Source organism: Lamprobacter modestohalophilus (assembly GCF_016583905.1).
GTDB lineage: Bacteria > Pseudomonadota > Gammaproteobacteria > Chromatiales > Chromatiaceae > Lamprobacter > Lamprobacter modestohalophilus.
The window spans coordinates 91,257-113,005 of the sequence record NZ_NRRY01000001.1 but is presented as its reverse complement, the minus strand read 5'-3'; the positions used below and the strand labels follow the sequence as shown (position 1 = coordinate 113,005).

Below are 21,749 nucleotides of genomic sequence, written 5' to 3'. Positions count from 1 at the left end.
GCCCTGCTTCGATGCTGCCTGCCTGTCCGCCCATCGATCTCGATGTCCTGCGTTCTCACCTGGGCCTGTTGTTCTGCTACGAGCGTCCGCTGGACGGGTCTGCTGAGCGGCAACGCGAGCTGCAACGCGTCTGGGGCGACGTTGAGGCGCTGACCGGCTACGATGCGGCGGCGCTCAGCGGCGGCGCACGGCCGCTGTCGGCGCTGCTGCTGCCCTCCGATCGGCTGCGGGTCAGCCGCGAGCTGGCGCGCCAAGCCGAGCAGGGCGACCAGTTCGAGCTGCGCTACCGGCTCCGGCGTCAGGATGGGCAGACACGCTGGGTGCGGGATGCCGGACGCATCCTGCGCCCGCCCCAGGGACCGACCTTACTGCAAGGCCTGATCGTTGACGTGACGGCCGAGCACGAGCGCAGCCGGGAGAGCGCCCGGCTGCAGGAGGCGCTGAACAGTGCGCGTGAGCTGCTGCAGGCCGTGACCGAGACGATCGACACCGACCTGGTAGTGATCGACGGCGATGGTCAGGTGGTCCTGGTCAATCGCTCCTGGCTGGATAGCAGCGCCCTGCTCGGCGGCGGTGGCAGCGCGGCCGGCGACTGGCTCGGCCAGAGCCTGCCCGACCAGGTCCGCGCCAACGACCACCCGGCCCTGGGCGGCGGCGACTTCGCAACCGGCATTCAGGCGGTGCAGGCGGGTGCCAAGACCCACGTCGAGCGCGAGACCAGCGTCGCGCTGGCCTGGGAGACGCGCTGGCTCAAGCTCTTTGCCACCCGGCTGCAGGGCGCCTTGCCGGGCGTGCTGGTGCGGCGCGATGACACCACCACGCTGAAGAAGGCACAGCAGGCGCTGTTGGAGCAAAGCACTTATCTCAATAGCATCTTGGATTCCGCGCAGACGCTCGGCATCATGGCGCTCGACGCTGAGCAGCGCATTGCCTTCTTCAATCCAGCCGCCGAGACGATCTTCGGACTCACCGAGCAGCAGGCCGTTGGCCGACCGCTCGAGGCCTTGGAAGCCAGCACGGGGCTGGATGCCGAGCGCATCCGCGCCGGCCTCGGCCAGGCTCAGGGCAACGGCGAAGCGGTGTTTGAATCGAGCGGTTTCGCCGGCCAGCCGGAGCGGATCTTCGAGAGCCGCATCGCACCGGTCAGGGCCGCGGACCAGCGCGCGCTCGGCTTCCTGCTGACGACCCGCGATGTCACCGATGAGCGCAGCTACACTCAACGCATGGAGCAGCTCAACGAGGAACTCGAAGAGCGCGTTCGCCAGCGCACCCTGGAGCTCGAATCCAGCCGCGCCAGCTTGGAGTCGGCGCAGCAGATCGCCGCCATCGGCAGCTGGGAATGGGACTTGACCAGCGAGCAGCTGCTCTGGTCGGCCGAGATGTATCGCATCTTTGGACTCGAGCCGAGCGCGGGCGAGCCGCCCCTAGAGACGCTGCTCGAGCTCGCCCATCCGGACGACCGCGCCCGGTTCGAAACCGCCATCCGCGAGCTGCAGCAGGCGATCCGTCTCCAATACGACATCGAATTCCGCATCATTCGGCGCGACCGCGAAGAACGCGTGCTGCGCGCCATCGGCCGGCGCCTGGACAACGCCGACGGCCGCGGCGCACGGCTGCTCGGCACCCTGCAGGACATCACCGAGCGCTATCGCCTGATGGACGAACTGGTCAAGGCGAAGGAGGCCGCTGAGTATGCGAGCCAGGCCAAATCGCGCTTTTTGGCCAACATGAGCCACGAGATTCGCACGCCGATGAACGCGATCATCGGCATGACCGAGCTGGTGCTCGAGACCGCGCTCGATCTGCAGCAGCACAAGCTGCTCAAGTCGGCCTGCTCCTCGGCGCATGCGCTGATGACCATCCTGAACGACGTCCTGGATGTGTCTAAGCTGGAGTCCGGCAAGATGGCGCTCGAGACCATCCTGTTCAGCCTGCCGGAGCTGCTCCAGGAGCTCATCGACACCACCGCAGCGGGCGCCCGTCGCCACGCGCTGGAGCTGCGGCTCGAGATCAGCGAGGGGGTGCCGGCCTGCGTCCTTGGCGATCCGACGCGACTCCGGCAGGTGCTGACGAATCTGCTCAGCAACGCGGTCAAGTTCACGCCCGAGGGCAGCATCAGGCTCGTGGTCGCGCCGGTTGCAGGCGAGGACAACCTGCAGTTCTCAGTGATCGATACCGGCATCGGCATCTCGGCGGCCCATCGCCGCAAGCTCTTCGAGCGCTTCTCCCAGGCCGACCAGTCGATGACGCGACGCTATGGCGGCACCGGCCTGGGCACCGCCATCGCCAAGGGCATCGTCGAGCAGATGCAGGGGCGCATCTGGGTCGAGAGCGAAGAAGGGCAAGGCAGCCGCTTCCACTTCATCGTCCCGCTTCCGGCCGCGCCAGGCGTCAGCGACTGCAGCAGCCAGGCCGATGCGTCACTGACCGACGAGCCCTGGACCCAACCACTGCGCATCCTGCTGGCCGAGGATATCGAGATCAACCAGGAGCTGGTGGAGCTGCGACTCAGTCAGCGCGGGCATCAGGTGCGGATCGCGGGTGACGGCCGGCAGGCGCTCGACCTGCATGCCGCGGAGCACTTCGATCTGATCCTGATGGACGTGCACATGCCGCAGATGAGCGGCGATGAGGCGGTCCGGCTCATCCGGCAGCGCGAGCAGCAATCGGGTCGGCACATCCCGATCATCATGCTTACCGCGAGCGTGTTGCCCAGCGATCAACAACAATGCTTTGACGCCGGGGCCGATGATTTTGTCGCCAAACCCATTGACTTCGGCGATCTATACCGAAAAATGGCTCGGCATTTCCCGACGCAGGAGGGGCCGGTCGCTGCCGCAGCCGCCACTGGACCGGCAGCGCAACAGGCGCTGCCGCCGCTGCTCACCGTGGATGCCGCGGCCGGGCTGCGCCGTTGGGGTGACCGGCACAGCTGGCTCAAGGCGCTGCGACGGTTCGGGCAAGACTATGCCGAGGTGTCCCAGCGTGTATCGCACTCGCTGGCAAACGGCCAGCTCGATTCAGCGCGAGAATCGCTCCATGCCCTGAAGGGGGTTGCAGGCAACCTGGGCGCCAAACGGCTGGAGACCGTCGCGCAGCAGCTCGAGCTCGCGCTCAAGCAGCAACGCCAACCGGACCAGGCGCAGCTCGCCGAATTACAGGCCGCGATGGACGCGGTGCTGGCGGACCTTGATCGGCTCGGACCCCTGGACGCAGATCAGAGGGACACAGATCAGAAGGACACAGATCAGGGGAACGCAGCTCAGGGGAACGGTCAGCAGCAGGTCTCGGGCGCGGAAGGCCGCTTCCGGGACCCCGCGAAGGCGAGCCTGCTGCTCGAGACACTCATCAACGCCCTCGCCTGCTCAGCGCTTGACGACGAGGCCATCGATGGACTCCGAGACGCCCTCAGCCCTGAGACGTTCGCGGCGCTGGAGCAATTGCTTGACGGTTTCGAGCTCGAGCGCGCGGCTCAACTCGCCAAATCACTCAAGGCCGAGGTCGATCCATGAACCAAGACAAACTGCAACGCTATCGAATCCTGGTGGTCGATGACGAACCGGCCAACCTGAATCTGCTGCGTCAAATCCTGAAGCAAGACTATGACCTTGCCTTCGCCAAGTCCGGCCAGGATGCGCTCAAGACCCTCCACGAGCACAAACCAGACATGGTCCTGCTGGACATCATGATGCCCGGCATCGATGGCTACAAGGTCTGCGAAACGATCAAGCAAGACCCACGCCTGAGCGATATCCCGGTGATCTTTTGTACCGCCATGGATGACGAGCTCGATGAGCAGCGCGGCTTCGCGCTCGGCGCCGTGGATTACCTTACCAAACCGGTGCGTCCGAGCATCGTGCAGGCCCGCATCCGCACCCACATTGCCCTGAGCGATCAGAATCGTAGCTTTTATCGGCGGGTTCAGAGCGCCGAAGCGGATCTGATCCAGTCCCGACTCGAAGCGCTGCGCATGCTCGGGCGCGCCGCGGAGTTCAAGGATAACGAGACCGGCTACCATGTCATTCGAATGTCGCTCTACGCCGAGCTGCTCGCGCGCGCGAGCGGCTGGACGGATGAGGAAGCTGAGATCTTGCGCAACGCCGCGCCGATGCACGACGTCGGCAAGATTGGTATCCCGGACAGCATCCTGCTCAAGCCCGGGCGCCTTGATGAGGCCGAGTGGGCGGTGATGCGCCAGCACAGCGAGATGGGTGCCAGGATCATCGGCGAGAGCGGCGGCACCTCCCAACTCTACACCATGGCCGAGAGCATCGCCCTCACCCACCATGAGCGCTGGGATGGAACCGGCTATCCGCAGGGTCTCGCTGGCGAAGACATCCCGCTGTGCGGACGTGTGGTGGCGATTGCCGACGTCTTCGACGCCCTGACCTCGGTGCGGCCCTACAAGTGCGCCTGGTCCATCGAAGACGCCATTGACCACATCCAGCAGCAGGCCGGCAAGCATTTCGATCCGCTGCTCGCCACCCGTTTTGCCGAGCTGATCCCCGAGATCCGACACATCATCTCGGATTGGCAAGATCAGTAGCTTCGGCCGAAGGAAGAATTCTTGAGCGCTATCTGAATACGACACCTGCACCATGAGCGATGACATCCCGATGCGGTTACTGATCGTCGACGACATCCCGACGATGCTGAAAACCCTGAGCTATGCCCTCGAGGACCAAGGCTTCGAGGTCGCGGCTGCGGCCGCCGATGGTCAAGAGGCGCTCAACCTGCTCAAGCACGAGCGCGTACGCGAGCGCGTTGACATGGTGCTGGCCGACTGGCACATGCCAAAGATGAATGGGCTCGAACTGCTGCGGCAGATTCGCGCCAACCCGAAGACCGCCAAACTCCCGTTCCTGATGGTGACCGGTGAGATCAGTCGCACCAGGGTCGCCGACGCCATCAAGTCCGGCGTCACCGACTTCGTCGCCAAGCCCTTTACCTCTGAGTCACTCGCCAAGCGCGTTAGAAGCGCGTTCAAATACGGCGCCAGCGCCATGCACCTGCCCTCCGGCAGCGATCCCGCCAATCCGCTCGGTGGCGAGTCCGAGACCTCCTCCGGTCCCCGTCAGCGCATCATCCTCACCGTCGACGACGAGCCCGACAATATCGAGATCGTCGCCGAGGCGCTGAAACCGCAGTACAACGTCAAGGCCGCCATCAATGGCCGCATCGCCCTCAAGGTGGCCGCCGCCCAGCCACCGCCGGATCTGATCCTGCTCGATATCATGATGCCGGAGATGGACGGCATGGAGGTGCTGAGCAAGCTCAAGCAGAATCCACGCACCGCCTCGATCCCGGTCATCTTCGTCACCGCCAAATGGACCAACGACGAGGTCGCCGCCGGCCTCACCGCGGGCGCGGACGACTACATCGTCAAGCCGATTCAACCGACCATCCTCAAGGCCCGCATCGAGACCCAGCTCCGGCTCAAGGATGCCGCCGATGCACTGCGCGAGCAGCTCGATCTCACCGTCGCGCACATCCGCCTGCAGGAAGATATCGACCGCATGGTGCGCCACGACATCCGCAATCCACTCACTGCCATCATCGGCTACGCGGATGAGCTCGGCGAGCAGGGCTACCTGACCCCGGTGCAGAATGAGCTGCGTGAGAAGATCGAGCAGGCCGCCTTCACCGTCAGCGAGCTGGTGAACTTCTCGGTCGAGCTGCTGCGCATCGAGCGCGGCGAATACGAGCCCAAGCTCGCGCCGGTGAACCTGGTCGATCTGACCCAACGGGTGATGCGCGACCTACAGCCGTTGGCGCGTGCCGGCATGGTCGAGCTGTTGCTGCAAGAGCACGACCAGCCAGAGGCGCTGGTCGCCTCGGGCGAGCGCCTGCTGATCTACACCATCCTCGCCAACCTGATGCGCAACGCCATCGAGGCCACGGCAGCCCGTGGCAGCGTGCGCATCCGCTTCGAGCACGGCGGTGGCCAGGTCAAGGTGCATGTGCTGAACCCGGCCCTGGTGCCGAGCGCAATCCGCGAGCGCCTGTTCGAGAAAGGCGCCACCTTCGGCAAGGAAGACGGCTCCGGCCTCGGCACCTACAGCGCCAAGCTGATGGCCGAGGTGCTCGGCGGCTCGATCAGCTTCATCAGCAACGAAAAAGAGCGCACCTGCTTTAGCGTGACCCTGCCCGCGCATCATGGTCGCTGAGCACAGCAGGGCCGATTCTCGTCGCCATTGGCCGGCGCGTCGCCTCCGCCGCCTGCTCACCGCCTCAGCACTCGCGATCATCCCATGCGCTACCGCGCTCGCCGATGCCGGCGCTGGCGTCGCCGCGCTCGCACCGGTCGCCTTCATCACCTGGGCCATCACCATTGGCGTCAGCATCGCGCTGACCCTGACGCTGCTGCGTCGGCTGCGTCGCGGCAGCGAGGATCGGCTGATCGAGCGGCGCGGCGTCATGCTATTGGCACTGGCGCTGGCGGGCCTGTTCCTGGCGCTGGCGCTGGCACTGGCGCAACAGGGGCTGAGCCAGATCGATCAACGCCTGCGCGCCGACAAGGCCGAGACGCTCTGGGCGATGAATCGCGCCACAGAGCAGGCGATGCAGATGTGGGTCGATAGCCATCAGCGCGAAACCGAACGCATCGCTAATGATCCACAGCTGCAGCCGCTGCTCGGGGCCTTGCTCGCGGCCGCCGAGACGCCGACCCTGCTGCGCGACAGCCCAGCACTGGCGCTGGCGCGCGAGCGCCTAGCCGAGAGCCGCAACCTCAGCAACGCCGAGGACGTGTTTCTCCTCTCGCTCGAAGGTCGAGTGCTGGCCGCTGCCGAGCCAGGGCCACTCGGCGAGCTGCATCCGGTGGCACGCTGCAACCCGTTCGACTTCGCCCGGCTGTTGAGCGGCGAGCGCCTGTTCATCCCGCCCAGCGCGCCGAATCAGGAGAAGACCGGCGCTGACTGCCTGCCGCAAGCGATGTTTCTCCTCACACCGGTCAATGATGCTCAGGGGATGCGCGCCCTGCTCGGCCTGCGCCTGGACCCGGCACAAGCACTGCGCCAGATCACCGCATTCGGACAGCTGGGCCGCAGCGGCGAGACCTATCTGTTCGATACGCGCGGCCATCTGCTCACCCCCTCACGCTTCGAGCAAGCGCCATTGGCCGGATTCGAGGCCACCCCTGGCCTGCGCATCGCTGACCCAGGCGGCGATCTAAACCGCGGCTTTCAGCCCAACAACGCGCCCGAGACCTGGCCGCTGACCCGGATGGCGCAGGCCGCACTGCGTGCTGAGGATGGCATCGACGCCCAAGGCTACCGTGACTATCGCGGTGTTCTGGTGATCGGCGTCTGGAGCTGGTCCAAGACGCTCGGGCTCGGTATCGCCACCGAGATGGATCTGGATGAGGCCCTGGAGCCCTATCGCGCCCTGCGTACCCCGCTGCTCAGCGCCCTGGGCGGCGTGGTGCTGCTCGCCTTGGGTCTGATCGTCGCCCTGATCTGGCTCGGCGAACGCGCCCGCGGCCGACTCAACGAGCTGGTCGAGGAGCGCACCCACGACCTGCGCAAGTACGTCCAGGCGGTCGAGCAGAACCCACTCTGCATCATCTTCACCGACCGCGAGGGTCGCATCGAACACGTCAATGCAACCTTTTGCGAGATCAGCGGCTACAGCGCAGAGGAGGCCCTGGGCGAGAATCCAAGGCTACTGAAGAGCGACAACACCCCGACCGAGACCTATGAACAGCTTTGGTCAACCATCCTCAGCGGCAACACCTGGCACGGCGAACTCTGCAATACCAAGAGAAGCGGCGAGCATTACTGGGTCTCGCTGTCGATCGCACCGGTCGTGGATGAGGCCGGACAGATCACCCACTTCGTCGGCATCGCCCAGGATCTCACTGAGACCAAGCAGATCGCGCTGGCGCTGCGCGAGGCCGAAACCACCCGCAATCTGGCCTTGGATGCCGCCGAGGTCGGTCTTTGGAGCGGCGATCTGCTGAGCAACCGCTGGAGCTGGGACAAGCGCGTCGCGCAGTTGCTTGGTCTGCCAGAGGACCAGCCGGCAACCCTAGAGGGCTGGACCGAGCGCATCCACCCCGAGGATCGTGCCTGGGTGCTTGCCGAGTTCGCGGCCAGCCTGCGTGGCGAGCGCCCGCTGGAGATCGAGTACCGGGTGTGCTGGCCGGATGGCAGCGAGCATGTGCTCGCCGCTCGTGGCGCCGCCAGCCTGGACGACCAAGGCCAGCCGCTGCGCATCGACGGCGCCATCTTCGACCGCACCGCGCTGCGCCAGGCCGAGGCCGAGATCGAGGCCGCGCGCGAGCGCAATGCGCTGATCCTCGACTCCGCCGGCGAGGGCATCATCGGCGTTGATCTCGACGGCAGCATCAGCTTCTGCAACCGCGCCGCTGGTGAGTTGCTCGGCTATGCGCCGGAGGCGCTGATCGGCTTATCGCTGCATGACACGCTGCATCATCACCATGCCGATGGCCGCCCGTGCGCGGAGGCCGACTGCCCGATGAACCGCACCCTCAGCGACGGCCAACAACGTCGCATCGAACAGGATCTGCTGTGGCGACGCGATGGCGCGGCGCTGCTGGTGGAATACGTCATGGTGCCGATGCGCAAGGGCGGCGAGCAGGTCGGCGCCGTATTGGTATTCATGGACATCGCCGAGCGCGTCAGCGCCCAGAACGCCTTGATCGCCGAGCGCCAGCAGATGCAGAGCATCCTCGATGCCAGTCCGCTATGCGCTGGGATCACGGTCAACGGGGTGATCCGTCTGATCAATCCCAGCTTCCAAAAGACCTTCTCGCTGTCGGTGGGCGATTCCTCGCGCGACATCTACGCCGATCCCGCGCAGCGCACGCGCATGCTCGAACGGCTCGAGCGCGACGGCCAGGTGACCGATTTTGAGGTCGAGATGCGACGCAACGACGGCAGTCTCGGCTACATGCTGGCCAGCTTCGTCAAGCTCGACTACCAGGGTGAGCCTGGCATCCTCGGCTGGCTGACCGATTTCACCGAGCGCAAGGCGCTGCAGGAGCAGCTCAGCAGGAGCGAAGAGCGCCTGCGCCTCGCCATCGAGGGCGCCTCGATCGGCGTCTGGGAATGGCGTCTGAAGGAGAATCGGTTGTATTGGTCAGAGTCGTTCAGGAGCATCTTCGACATTCCCGCTGAGCAACCGGCCTCCTTTCGCTTGCTGCTGTCCCGCATCCATCCGGAAGATCGGGCCTACGTCAAGCAGCGCATCGAACAGGCGATCAGCAGCGGCGACTACTATCATGCCGAGTACCGCATCCGGCACGCCAACGGCGAGCGACGCTGGATCAATGCGGCGGGACGCCCAGTGATGGATGCCGCAGGCGAGTGCCTACGCATTGGCGGCATTGCCCAAGACATCACCGAGCGTAAGGCCGCACAGCAGGAGTTGGCGCAGGCGCGCGATGCCGCCGAAGCGGCGACCCGCGCCAAGTCCGAGTTCCTGGCCAACATGAGCCATGAGATTCGCACGCCGATGAACGCCATCCTCGGCATGTCGCATCTGGCCCTGCAGACCGATCTCAATCCGCGTCAGCGCAACTACATCGAGAAGGCGCATCGCTCCGCCGAGGCGCTGCTCGGCATCATCAACGACATCCTGGATTTCTCCAAGATCGAGGCCGGCAAGCTCGACATCGAGAGCACCGCGTTCCGGCTCGAGGATGTGATGGACAACCTCGCCAACCTGGTCGGTCTCAAGGCCGAGGAGAAGGGCCTAGAGCTGATCTTCGAGCTGCCCCCGGACCTGCCCACGGCGCTGATCGGCGATCCGCTGCGCCTTGGACAGGTGCTGATCAATCTCGGCAATAACGCGGTCAAGTTCACCGAGCCCGGCGGCAAGATCCTGATCCGCGTGATTGTGCAGCGGGAAGAAGAAAACGACATCTGGTTGCGCTTTAGCATCCAAGATACCGGGATTGGCATGACCGCAGAACAGCAGCAGCGGCTGTTCCAGTCGTTCAACCAAGCCGATAGCTCGACCACACGCAAGTATGGTGGCAGCGGCCTGGGACTGGCGATCAGCAAGCGGCTAACGCAGATGATGGGCGGCGAGATACAGGTCGAGAGCACGCCGGGCGTGGGCAGTACCTTCCACTTCAGCGTCCGTCTGGAGAAGCAGCAGGAGCAAGCCTCGCAGCGTCCCTTCCTGGTCGATGGGCTGAACCGACCGGATCAGCAGGAGGCGATGGCAGAGGCCCTCACCAAACTCTGCGGCGCCTCTCTGCTGCTGGTCGAAGACAACGCCATCAATCAAGAGCTGGCATTGGAGCTCTTGACCACCAATGGCATGAGCGCAGCGGTGGCCAACAATGGTCAGGAGGCGATCGCGCTGCTCGAGCAACAGCGCTTCGATGGCGTGCTGATGGATTGCCAGATGCCGATCATGGACGGCTACGCGGCGACCCGCGCCATCCGCCAAGACCCGCGTTACCGCGAGCTGCCGATCCTGGCGATGACCGCCAATGTGATGACAGGCGATCGTGAGAAGGCCATCGCCGCTGGCATGAATGATCACATCGGCAAGCCAGTGAAGGTGCACGAACTCTTCACCACCATGGCGCGTTGGATCATGGTCGAGAAGCGAGTTGAGCGGAGAGAGGGGGAGAGTGAGGAGAAGCGTCAGGAGAGGAGCAAAGAGAGCCTGAATGCAAGCACTCAGCAAGCTGCCGCGTCTTCGCTAACGCCTCACTCTACTCCGCTCACGCCTCAGTCCTCTCAACTCCCTCCTCTACCAGGCATCAATACCGCCGCAGGGCTGTCCGTGACGCAGCACAATCAAGCGCTCTACCGGCGCCTGCTGCGCCGCTTCGCCGAGACGCAGGCGAATTTCGCAGGCGACTTTGCCGCTGCAATGGCTGCTCGCGCAGAGGACCCGCAGGCGCCAACGCGCTGCGCACACTCGCTCAAGGGCGTGGCAGCCAATATCGGCGCCGAGGGCGTGCGCCGAGCAGCGGCAGCCTTGGAGGTGGCCTGTCAGGTCGGTGCCGATAACGGCCAGCTCGAAGAGTTGGTCGCCGATACTTGCGCAGCGCTGCTGCGGGTGCTGGCTGGGCTTAGGGCGCTATCGGCTGCCGCGCCTGGCCCTGCTTCCGGAGCGACGTCGGCCGGGCCATCGGCGCTCGGAACATCAGTGCCCGAGGGTGGGGCACAATCCGAGCTGGCGCTTGATCCTGCAGCCTTGGCGAACGAACTCGCCCGACTGCGCGCCTTAATCGAGCAAGACGATACCGATGCCATCACACTGGTGCGCGACCTTGCCGAGCAACTTGGTCACAGTCGCCTCGCCCAGGCGCTCAAACCGCTCAGTTCCGCGCTCGAGGCCTATGATTTTGAGCAAGCGCTAGCGGCGCTTGAAGAGGTTGAGGATGCCATCCATGCCGCCTGACCAGCGCAGACCAGAACCACGTCCGCTGTCATCGCTTGCGCCATCTGCGCGGCGCTTCCAGCGCCATTGCATCTTGCCGCTGTCACTGCTGCTGTTCGCGCTCGCGCCAGTCGCCGCATGCGCACAGGAGCGCCTCTTGCGCGTCGTCGGCGACGAGAATTATCCGCCCTATCTGTTCATCAACGCCGAGGGCGAGGCCGATGGCTACCTCGCCGATCTCTGGCAGCGCTGGTCACAGGTCACCGGTATCCCTGTGGACTTGCAGCCCTTGCAATGGGATCTCGCGCAACAACGCCTGCTCGACCGCGAGGCCGATGTCATCGAGAACCTCTACAAGACCCCGCAGCGCCTGCCACTGTATGCCTTTTCCGAGCCTTACGCCACCCTGCCGGTGGCCATCTATCGCGACCGCTCGATCGGCGGGCTGACCAAGCTCGAGACCCTGCGCGGTTTTCAGATCGGCGTCATGCAGGGCGATGCCTGCATCGACTGGCTTGCCAACCGCGGCATCCATGACCTGAAGCGCTACGAGAATTACCGGGCCGTGATCGCGGCCGCCAAGGCGCAGGAGATCAAGGTCTTCTGCATGGATGAGCATCCAGCCAACTTCTATCTCTACCAGCTCAACGCCCATCAGCAGCTGGTCAAGGCGTTCGAGCTCTACGAGGGGAAATTCCACCGCGCGACGCGCAAGGACGCTCAGGCCACCCTGGACCTGGTCGAGCAGGGCATGGCCTCGATCCCCGAGGCCGAGATCGCCGATCTACGCCAAGCATGGCTGACGACGCCGCTGGACTATCGCCGCCATGCCATGCTGGCACTCAAGGCGATCGCGGCACTCAGCCTGGTGCTGATCCTGGTCGGCCTTTGGGTCATCTCGCTGCGCCGCGCCGTCGCCAACCGCACCCGCGAGTCCGAGCGCGCCAAACAGGCCTTGCTCGAGACGGAGACTCAGCTGCGCTCGCTCGGCGACAACCTGCCCAATGGCTTCATCTATCAGTACCAGGTCGCCAACGGCAAGCCGGTGTTCTGTTACGTCAGCGCCGGCGCCGAACGCGTGCTCGGCTTGAGCGCCGAGCAACTGCAGGCGGACTCGGACTGCATCTTTGCGCGGATACCGCCGGATGCGCGCGAGCGCAACGCCGAGGCCGGCGCCAAGAGCGCGGCAGACCTGAGCGATTTCTCCGAGCTGCTGCCATTCAACCATCCTGATGGCCGGCAGCGTTGGCTCTTGATCCAATCACGCCCACGCCGCGGCGTAGACGGCGACACCCTCTGGGACGGCATCACGCTCGACGTCACCGAGCAGCAAGAGGCCAAGGCCCGCTTGCAGGAGAGCGAGCGGCGCCACCGCCAGCAGCTCGAGTCGCTGGTCGCCGAGCGCACCGCCGAGCTGCAGGCGAGCAATGACCAGCTCGCTTATACCCAACGGGCGATCGATCGCGCCGGTATTGGCATCGCGTGGAATAACGCCGACAACGGCCGCTTCATCTACGCCAACGATCAGTGCTGCGCGCAGTTCGGCTATAGCCGTGAGGCGCTGCTGCAGCTGACCGTCAGCGACATCAACCCCGGATTCAGCCCCGAAGCCTTACGGCAGGTGGCCAAGGATCTGCGTCAAAGCCAGGACAGCCTGAAGATCGAGACCCAACACCGGCGCCAGGACGGCAGCCTCTATCCGGCCGAGGTCACCATCTATCTCCAACGGGTTCGCGACGAGGAGTGGTTCATCGCCTTCTTCGAGGACATCACCGAGCGCAAGGTGGCTCAGGAGGCGCTCGCGCAAGCGCGCGATGCCGCCGAGGCGGCCACCCGCGCCAAATCCGAGTTCCTGGCCAACATGAGCCATGAGATCCGCACGCCGATGAACGCCATCCTCGGCATGTCGCATCTGGCGCTGCAGACCGAGCTCAACCCGCGTCAGCGCAACTACATCGAGAAGGCGCATCGCTCGGCCGAGGCGCTGCTCGGCATCATCAACGACATCCTGGATTTCTCCAAGATCGAGGCCGGCAAGCTCGACATCGAGGTGCGTGACTTTCGGCTTGAAGACGTGATGGACAACCTCGCCAACCTGGTCGGTATCAAGGCCGAGGAGAAGGGCATCGAGCTGCTGTTCGAGCTGCCGCCGGACCTGCCGACGGCATTGATCGGCGATGCGCTACGCCTGGGTCAGGTGCTGATCAATCTCGGCAACAACGCGGTCAAATTCACCGAGCCCGGCGGCGAGATCCTGATCCGGATTCGGGTACACCAAGAAGATGCCGAGCACGTCTGGCTGCATTTTTTGGTGCGCGACACCGGCATCGGCATGACCCCGGAGCAGCAGCAGCGGCTGTTCCAGTCCTTCAGCCAGGCCGACAGCTCGACCACGCGCAAGTATGGTGGCAGTGGGCTGGGGCTGGCGATCAGCAAACGCCTCACCGCGATGATGGACGGCGAGATCTGGGTCGAGAGCACGCCGGGGATCGGCAGCCGCTTCCACTTCACCGTGCGTCTAGGCAAGCAGCGCGGGGTGCGCTCACAACGGCGCCTGAAGGTGGATGATCTGGAGGCACTGCGGGTGCTGGTGGTCGACGACAATCGCACCGCGCGCGAGGTGTTGGAATCCATGCTCAAGGCCTTCGGCTTCCAGGTCGAGCAGGCCGAGAGTGGCCCTCAGGCGATCGAGCGCCTCGAGCAGGCCGACAGCCGCACGCCCTATGATCTGGTGCTGATCGACTGGAAGATGCCGGGCATGGATGGCCTCGACACCACAAGGGCCATCCAGGCCGATCAGCTGATCGCGCGCGCGCCCACGGTGATCATGGTCACCGCCTATGGGCGCGATGAGGCGCAGCGCGCGGCCGATGATCTGGAGCTGGCCGGCTTTCTGACCAAGCCGGTGACGCCCTCGACGCTGCTCGATGCGATCCTCACGGCGATGGGCCGCGAGGCGGTCACCGACTCCCGCGCCGCTGACCATCAGGAGGCCACCAGCGAGGCGCTGGCGAAGCTACGCGGCGCGCATCTGCTGCTGGTGGAGGACAACGCGATCAATCAGGAGTTGGCCATGGAGCTCTTGACCACCAATGGCATGACGGTGGAGGTAGCCAACAACGGACAAGAGGCGCTGGATCTGCTGGAACAGCAACACTTCGATGGCGTGTTGATGGACTGCCAGATGCCGATCATGGATGGCTATGCGGCGACCCGCGCGATGCGACAAGACCCACGGTATCGGCAGCTGCCGATCCTTGCGATGACCGCCAATGTGATGACCGGCGATCGCGAGAAGGCCATCGCCGCCGGCATGAATGATCACATCGGCAAGCCCGTGAAGGTCCGCGAGCTGCTCACGACTATGGCACGTTGGATCGAGGTCGAGGAGGAGGTCGAGGAGGAGAATGAGAAGAAGAGTAAGGAGAGAAGTGAGGAGAGGAGTGAAGAGAGCCTCATGAGCCCTGAGGCGACGCCTGAGGGAACGAAGCCTGTGGATCTACCAGGCATCGATACCGCCGCAGGGCTGGCGATTACCCAGCACAATCAGGCGCTCTACCGGCGCCTGCTACGGCGCTTCGCCGAGACCCAAGCGGATTTCGCCGGCGACTTCGCCGCCGCGCTGGCGGCCAAAGCGCAAGATCCAGAGGCGCCGACCCGCTGTGCGCATACGCTCAAAGGCGTGGCCGCCAACATCGGCGCCCAAGGCGTGCGCGAGGCCGCTGCGGCACTCGAGGCCGCTTGCCTACAGGAGCAGGAAGCGAGCAAGATCGATCATCTGCTCAGCAAAACGCTCGCGGCACTGACGCCAGTGATCGCAGGCTTGCAGGCGCTCGAGTCGGAGACGAGCGCGCCGCCCGCCGTCACCAATCGCGTCGCACTCCAAGACCAACTCAAGGCGCTGCGGGAGTTGCTCGCAAGCGACGACATCCGCGCACTCGAGACGCTCTCGACACTAAGCCAGCAGCTGTCAGGAACGGCGACCGCCAACGCCCTCAAACCCCTAGCAGCGGCCTTGGACGTCTACGACTTTGAAAGCGCACTCACGGCCTTGGATCAGATCGAGCGCAGCCTCGATGCAGACCTGTGAGCCTTAGACTCAGACTGACGTCTGTTGCTCGGGCGGCGTGGCTTCCAGCTCCACCCGGTTGCGCCCCTGGTGCTTGGCGCGGTACAGGGCTTGATCCGCGCAGGCTTGCAATTGGCTCAGATTGGCCTTGGCATTGCCATCCTTGTGCGTCGCCACGCCGACACTCAGGGTGACGACACCGGCAACGCTGGAATCGGCGTGAGGGATGGATAAGGCTTCCACAGCCGCCCGCATCTGCTCGGCCAGATGGCCGGCGCCACTGCGGTCGGTTTCCGGCAGTAGGGCGACAAATTCCTCACCACCATAGCGTGCCACCAGATCCAGAGGTCGCTCGACGCATGCCTTCAGCGCCCGCGCGACTTGCTTGAGACAGGCGTCTCCATCGGCATGACCATAATGGTCGTTATATTTTTTGAAGTAATCGATATCGATCATGATCAACGACAGGGGTAAACCGACGCGTTGAGCGCGCTGCCATTCCAGTTTAGCCCGTTCATTGAAATGCCGACGATTGGGAATCTCGGTCAGAGCATCCTGCCGAGAGAGCTTCTCGAGCAGATCCGTCTTGATCCTAAGCTCCTCTGTGACCAGCGTCCGTTTGATGATCTCATTTTCCAACGCATTATTAGTCTCACGTAAGAGCACTTCGGCTCTCTTGCGTTCAGTGATATCTTGTTGGATGCCAAACCAGCGACTGTCGCCATTGTCAAAAAACAATGGGCTCGATTCGATCAGCATGTGGCTCACCACACCGCCAACGATCACCCGTCCCTCCCAGCGAAACTGACTTTTGTCCTCAATCGCCTGTTGATTACAGCGTTTGAATTCCGCCAGATCCTCGGGATGAATCACCTCAACGGCAACGTTCGGATCAGCCAGCACGGCCTCCCGATCGAGTTGATTCATGCTGCACCAGCCATCGCTGACATACTCGAAATCCGACTGGCCATCACCGCGATGCCAGAACACATAGACGCCCACCGAGACATGGTCGACGAGGTCGTTGAAACGGCCCAAGCTTTCCGTCAGGGCCTCTTCGGCGCGCTTGCGATCGGTGATATCAGCGAGGACGCCCTCCCACACCGTGGTGCCATCCGCCAGGGTGCGGGGGAAGGATTCAGCGGTGACCCAGCGCACTTGCCCATCAATCAGAAGCCGGGTTTCGCCAAAAAAGGGCGCCTGCTCGGCAAAGGCCTTGGCATTGAGCGCGACCCAGTCATCGTAGTCGTCAGGGTGCACACAGGCGAAGGCGCGCAAGGTGTCGGTAACGGCCTCCGCCCGGCTCAGCCCGGTCAATTCCAGGAACCGACTGCTCATAAAGGCGAATTTCGCCATGCCGCCATCGGCTGGCTGCACCATGGTGTAAGTCCCGATCGGGATGTTTTCAGTCAACTCGTACGCGGTCTTCTCCAGCCGGGCCTCGGCGAGGCGCAGGGCTTCCTCGGCATATTTTTGTGCGCTCTGATCGTAGAGATAGCTGCGCATCCCGCTCACCCGGCCGGCTTGATCACGCACCAAAATGGTAAAGTCGTATAGCCACACAAAATGCCCGTTGCCGGTCCGCAGCCGATAAGACGCCTCGAAACGATCCGTGCCCGCTTCAATATTGCTTTGCAATTCGGCGAGAATGCGCGATAAGTCATCCGGATGGATCAGGCTGCTGTAACAGAAATCTGCATCAATGAGGTCCGCCGCGCGGTAACCAAGGATCTGCTCGACGTTCGTAGAGACGTAAACCATCGACCACCGGTCTTGCGGCTCAGCCCGCCATTCGATGGTGAAGACGGGGCCTTCGGCAAACAGATCGCGCTCTTTTTTGAGTGTGTTCGTCGCTTTTTTGGTCTTGGCGAGCAAGATAATGATGACGATAGAAAACATCAGAATGGCCGATACGACGACGAGATACATCCACATCATCGGAGCGTCCAGGATCGGATAGGGACTCCAGCCGGCGGCTGGGATGGCGCCCAACTGCCAGCTCCCATAGGGCAGTTCGATGGTCTGAGTCACCGGATCACGCGCGAACACCGAGGCATCTCCCCAAAACACCTCGCCCTCTGGCCCGCCCGCATCGCGACCTCTGAGGCTGATGCGCAGCGCGCCATCATTTGCCCTGATCCCGGCACCGGCAAAGATGGATTCCATATCCATGACCACTGACGCAAACCCCCAAAATCGCTCCTTTCCCGATGCCGGATCATCAACACGAATGGGAATGCGCGCGATCAAGCCCTCACCGCCCTGCACCAACGAGACGGGGCCGGCCAGAACGATCTTATTGAGCCCCAGCGCCAACCGGACGGCCTCGATCTGATTGGGCTGCTGTCTGTAGTCCAAGCCAATGGCCGCTTCATTGCCCTGCAGCGGGTACATGAAACGAATGACCATATCCCTGGCAAGCCCGATGTTGCGCAGATCCGCTTTTTCACGAAACTGCACCGCCATGGCGCGACTGAAATCGTCCTGCGTCAAGTCGGGGTTCATCGCCACCAGTGATTTGACCCCGGAGACGGCATAGATATTGGCGTAGATGCGTGCTTTGAGCGCAGCAGCGCGCTCATCGAGCTGCTGTTTGACCTCTTCGATCTCGTGTTGTCGATAGACTTTGGACTCGAAGCGAAATAGTTGTAGGCCAATCAGCACGAACAGGCTCAAGAGCACTGCGAACAGCACCATCGCCATGCCGGTCAGGTTGATTGATTTCACAGGGTTTTTGCTCCGCACACTGTGAGATTACAGCAACTCATCAAGCGTGCATGAGCACTATCAGATCCCATTCGCCGGCCCATGTGCAGGTGGGTCGTCAATATCGGCTTGATCGGCCCGCTCGGCTCGGTCTGCCCGCTGCTGGGCACGCAGTTCGCTCAGCAGGACCAACGCCTGCTCGTAGTCGAAGTCGCCGATGTGCTGCTCTAATCGGTGCAGTCGCTCACCGAAGGCCGCACTCAATAGCGGTCTCGCATCCTCAAACAGGCGATTGGCTTCGGTGTCGTCATTCGACAGCAGACACTCGAGCCGATCGAGCTGATCAGCGAGGTCCTGCTGTTGATCGTCGTCGGCAACGCCCTCTGCGGCAACCGCCCCTGCGTCGACTCCGCAAGAACCCTGCTCAGGAGACTGATCCAGAGGCAGTTGCCGCACAGCGGCACAAAAGGACTTCAGCGCTAACCCCAGTTGCTCGATCGGCGCCCGCAACCGCTCCGGGTTGAGCCCCATGCGTGCGGCCTGCTCGATATCGGCCGCATGGTAGCGAATGCGATCGGCCGCTAAGGTGGCGGCAACCCCTTTCAGCGCATGCGCAAAGGACGCGATCGTCTCCCAATCACCCGTTTGCAAGCACTGGCCCATGCGCTCCGCATCCTGCCCGTGATCGTCGACGAAGCGATGCAACAGCCGACTGTAGTGGCGACTATCGCCACGCAGCCGGCGCAGTCCATGCTCGACATTGAGGCCTGGCACCTCCGCCAGCCTCCGCGCCACCGCGCCGGCAGAGGCCTCATTCACCACCGGCGGGCGCTGGGGCGCACTTGGCCATGACCTTGACCAGGCACTTGGCCGCTGATGTTGGTGCTCATTTGGCCGCACAGTTGAGGAGGCGCCGGGAGAAGTGCTAGGCGAGACGCTGGCTGAGATGCTAGGCGAAGCGCTGGACGATCCCCCTGTCAGCGCCGTCGAATCGCCTTGGGGCAACCACTGCTGCAGGGTCGCGACCAGCACATCGGGCTCGATTGGTTTGCCGATGTGCGCATTCATGCCAGCCTCCATCGAGCGTTGCCGATCCGCCTCGAACACATTCGCCGTCATTGCCACGATCGGCACCTGCTGACGCCCGGGGAGAAGACGAATCTCGCGCGTCGCCGTCAAGCCATCCATCACCGGCATCTGGATATCCATCAGGATCAGATCGAAGTCCTGTTTGCGCACTTGCACAACCGCCTCGGCACCATCCACGGCGATGCTCACACGATGCCCGAGCGTCTCGATCAGCTCGCGGGTCACCTCCTGGTTGATCGCATGATCCTCGACCACCAGGATGCGAGCGGAGACGAACTCGGCGGCGGGATGAGCCCGGGATGGATGATCTCGAAATGGATGCGCTCGGGAGGTGAACATCGCATCCGACGGCGCCATCGTACCCGGCTGCGCCTTTGCATGCGCTTGGGCTTGGGCCTGAGCGCGGTCCTGAGCCTGCAGCGCCCATTGCAAGATATCGTAGAGCTTGGAGGCGGTCACCGGCTTGGCTAACACCTGGGTGATCCCTGCCGAGGCCGCCAGATCCGTCGGCAGCTCATCGCCAAAGGCGGTCACCAGGATGCACCCCGGCACCTGCCGCAGTGGCAGCGCCTGGATGCTGTGCGCGGTGTCGATGCCATCCATCTCCGGCATACGCCAGTCGACCAGCACCAGATCGAACGGCTGTTCCTGTCGGTCGGCCTTGAGGACCTCACTCAGCCCGAGCGCGCCGGTAGCCACCGCCTCAGCCCGCACCTCGAAGGATTCGAGCAGCTGCACCAAGATCTCGCGATGTGCGGGGTCATCATCGATCACCAGCAGGCGGCGCTCTTGCAGACGGGCCAACAGAGACCCCTCTGGCTGCGCGGAGGCAGCGGGCCGAAACGGGATCTCGACGGCAAAACAACTGCCCCGCCCCGGCTCGCTGCGCACCCGGATCTGCCCGCCCATCAACTCGCACAGCCGCTTGCTGATCGCCAGCCCCAGGCCGGTGCCACCATAGCGTCGCGTGGTACTGGCATCGGCCTGCTCGAAGGCCTGGAACAGCCGCGAGCGCTGTTCCTCGGTCATGCCGATACCGGTGTCGCAGACCTCGAAGCCAAGCCGCAGCGCAGTCTGCGCGGTCTTTCCGCCCAGTCCGGGCGTTTCAGGCAATCCGGGCTTTTCGGGCTTTTCGGGCTTTTCGGGCAGTTTGGTCTGGTCGGTCTTGTCGGGCCATACCGTCTGTCCGGTTGGCGCAATTGACGCGGTTGGCGCGATTGACGCAGTTGACGCGGTTGACTGAGTGCGCGTCGCCGGCTGCCCCGCATCGAGCAGGACGCCTTGAATCGAAACCTCACCCACCTCGGTAAACTTCGCCGCATTACTGAGCAGATTCAGCATGATCTGCCCAAACCGGGTACTGTCGCCGCGCACCCGCAACGGCAGATGATCGAGATCGATGCGCAGCTCCAGGCCTTTGTTGATCAGGGTCGGCGTCACTAGGGCACAGACGTTATCGATGATCCGCGCCGGCTCAAAGTCCTCCTCCTGGAGCTGAATCTTGTCGGCTTCGATCTTCGACAGATCCAGCACATCGTTGATGATGTGTAACAGATGCTGCGCCGAGGCCGAGAGCTTCTCGAGCTGCTGCGATTGCCTTGGGGTGAGCGGATCGCGGCGCATGAGATGGGCATAGCCGATGATCGCGTTCATCGGCGTGCGGATCTCATGGCTCATGTTGGAGAGGAACGCCGACTTGGCGCGATTGGCGCTCTCAGCGGCGGTCTTGGCGGCCTCTAGATCGATGGTCCTTGAGGCGACCAGCTCTTCGAGATGCAGCCGGTATTCATCGAGTTCGCGCTCCCTGCGCTTGCGCTCGGTGATGTCCTGCCAGACGCCAGAGATCATCTGGCGGCCGTCATGCTCAACCAGCCGGAAGGTGAGATTCACATCCCGAAGCGAGCCGTCCTTGTGCCACATCCGACTCTCGAAGCCACGGATCTCACCGGCGAGGATGGCGCGGATATTGTCGGCGATCGTTTCCGGATCATGATCGGCCTCGAAGTCCCGCACCCGGAACTGGGCAAACTCGGCGCGGCTGTAGCCCAACCCCTGGCAAGCGGCATCGTTGAATTCGAGGATGCGCCCGGTCTCGGGGTCAGCCAGCACGATGGCATCGGTGGTCTGACCGAACATGGTTTCGAGCAGCGACTCGTGCTCACGCAGACGCTGTTCGGCGGCGGCCTGCTGGGTGATATCGCGCACCGCCACCACATGGCGGCCAGAGGCGGCAAGCGCACCAAAGCGCGCCTCGAAACGACGCGGCCCCGTGGGCATCGGCAGCTCGTACTGGAACGACACCCAGCGCTCGCCCTCACGCGCGCGGCGCAGCGCATCGGCAAACGCCGGGGCGATCTCCGGCGGCAACACCGCCCGCGGCGTCTTGCCTAGAAAGACCTCTGGCGGCACGAACAGCTCACCGGTCTCGGCCTGATAGAAGTCGACGATGGTGCCGTCGGCCTCGAGCACAAAGATCAGATCAGCCGGTGCCGCGTGTTCTGTCATTGTTGTTCTTTTC

General features: G+C 63.7%; 7 protein-coding genes. 5 read left to right on the top strand and 2 right to left on the bottom strand.

The features are described from left to right. Positions 1–11 precede the first annotated feature (11 nt). From CKO42_RS00430 to CKO42_RS00410, 5 genes are read left to right on the top strand one after another with little or no spacing between them, the layout of a single operon-like run. The gene (locus CKO42_RS00430; RefSeq protein WP_200236454.1) at positions 12–3,512 is read left to right on the top strand and encodes a PAS domain-containing hybrid sensor histidine kinase/response regulator; all 3,501 of its coding nucleotides are present in this window, start codon (positions 12–14) and stop codon (positions 3,510–3,512) included. Continuing rightward, a complete protein-coding gene (locus CKO42_RS00425) occupies positions 3,509–4,546 on the top strand; it encodes an HD domain-containing phosphohydrolase (RefSeq protein WP_200236451.1) in 1,038 nt (345 codons plus the stop codon). The genes CKO42_RS00430 and CKO42_RS00425 overlap by 4 nt, the downstream gene beginning before the upstream one ends. 52 nt (positions 4,547–4,598) lie before the next feature. Next, complete coding sequence (locus tag CKO42_RS00420; RefSeq protein ID WP_200236448.1) at positions 4,599–6,167, top strand: response regulator; 1,569 nt, start codon at positions 4,599–4,601, stop codon at positions 6,165–6,167. Beyond that, the gene (locus CKO42_RS00415) at positions 6,157–11,388 is read left to right on the top strand and encodes a PAS domain S-box protein (protein WP_200236445.1); all 5,232 of its coding nucleotides are present in this window, start codon (positions 6,157–6,159) and stop codon (positions 11,386–11,388) included. Before CKO42_RS00420 ends, CKO42_RS00415 begins: the two co-directional genes overlap by 11 nt. Beyond that, on the top strand, positions 11,378–15,457 hold the full coding sequence (locus tag CKO42_RS00410) for a response regulator (RefSeq protein ID WP_200236442.1): 4,080 nt from the start codon (positions 11,378–11,380) through the stop codon (positions 15,455–15,457). The genes CKO42_RS00415 and CKO42_RS00410 overlap by 11 nt, the downstream gene beginning before the upstream one ends. Positions 15,458–15,466: 9 nt before the next feature. On the opposite strand, the gene CKO42_RS00405 is transcribed toward CKO42_RS00410, so the two are convergent. Together CKO42_RS00405 and CKO42_RS00400 are read right to left on the bottom strand one after the other, a co-directional pair. Continuing rightward, positions 15,467–18,163 carry a diguanylate cyclase gene (locus CKO42_RS00405; protein WP_200236437.1) on the bottom strand — a complete coding sequence of 899 codons (2,697 nt, stop codon included), beginning with the start codon at positions 18,161–18,163 and terminating at the stop codon, positions 15,467–15,469. A gap of 60 nt (positions 18,164–18,223) precedes the next feature. Beyond that, positions 18,224–21,736, bottom strand: a complete 3,513-nt coding sequence (locus CKO42_RS00400; protein ID WP_200236434.1) for a hybrid sensor histidine kinase/response regulator — start codon at positions 21,734–21,736, stop codon at positions 18,224–18,226. Positions 21,737–21,749 lie beyond the last annotated feature (13 nt).

Bases quoted from the DNA above. Each gene is read 5' to 3' on its own strand.
- CKO42_RS00430 (WP_200236454.1), top strand. From the start codon at position 12: ATGCTGCCTGCCTGTCCGCCCATCGATCTCGATGTCCTGCGTTCTCAC.
- CKO42_RS00425 (WP_200236451.1), top strand. From the start codon at position 3,509: ATGAACCAAGACAAACTGCAACGCTATCGAATCCTGGTGGTCGATGAC.
- CKO42_RS00420 (WP_200236448.1), top strand. From the start codon at position 4,599: ATGAGCGATGACATCCCGATGCGGTTACTGATCGTCGACGACATCCCG.
- CKO42_RS00415 (WP_200236445.1), top strand. From the start codon at position 6,157: ATGGTCGCTGAGCACAGCAGGGCCGATTCTCGTCGCCATTGGCCGGCG.
- CKO42_RS00410 (WP_200236442.1), top strand. From the start codon at position 11,378: ATGCCGCCTGACCAGCGCAGACCAGAACCACGTCCGCTGTCATCGCTT.
- CKO42_RS00400 (WP_200236434.1), bottom strand. From the start codon at position 21,736: ATGACAGAACACGCGGCACCGGCTGATCTGATCTTTGTGCTCGAGGCC.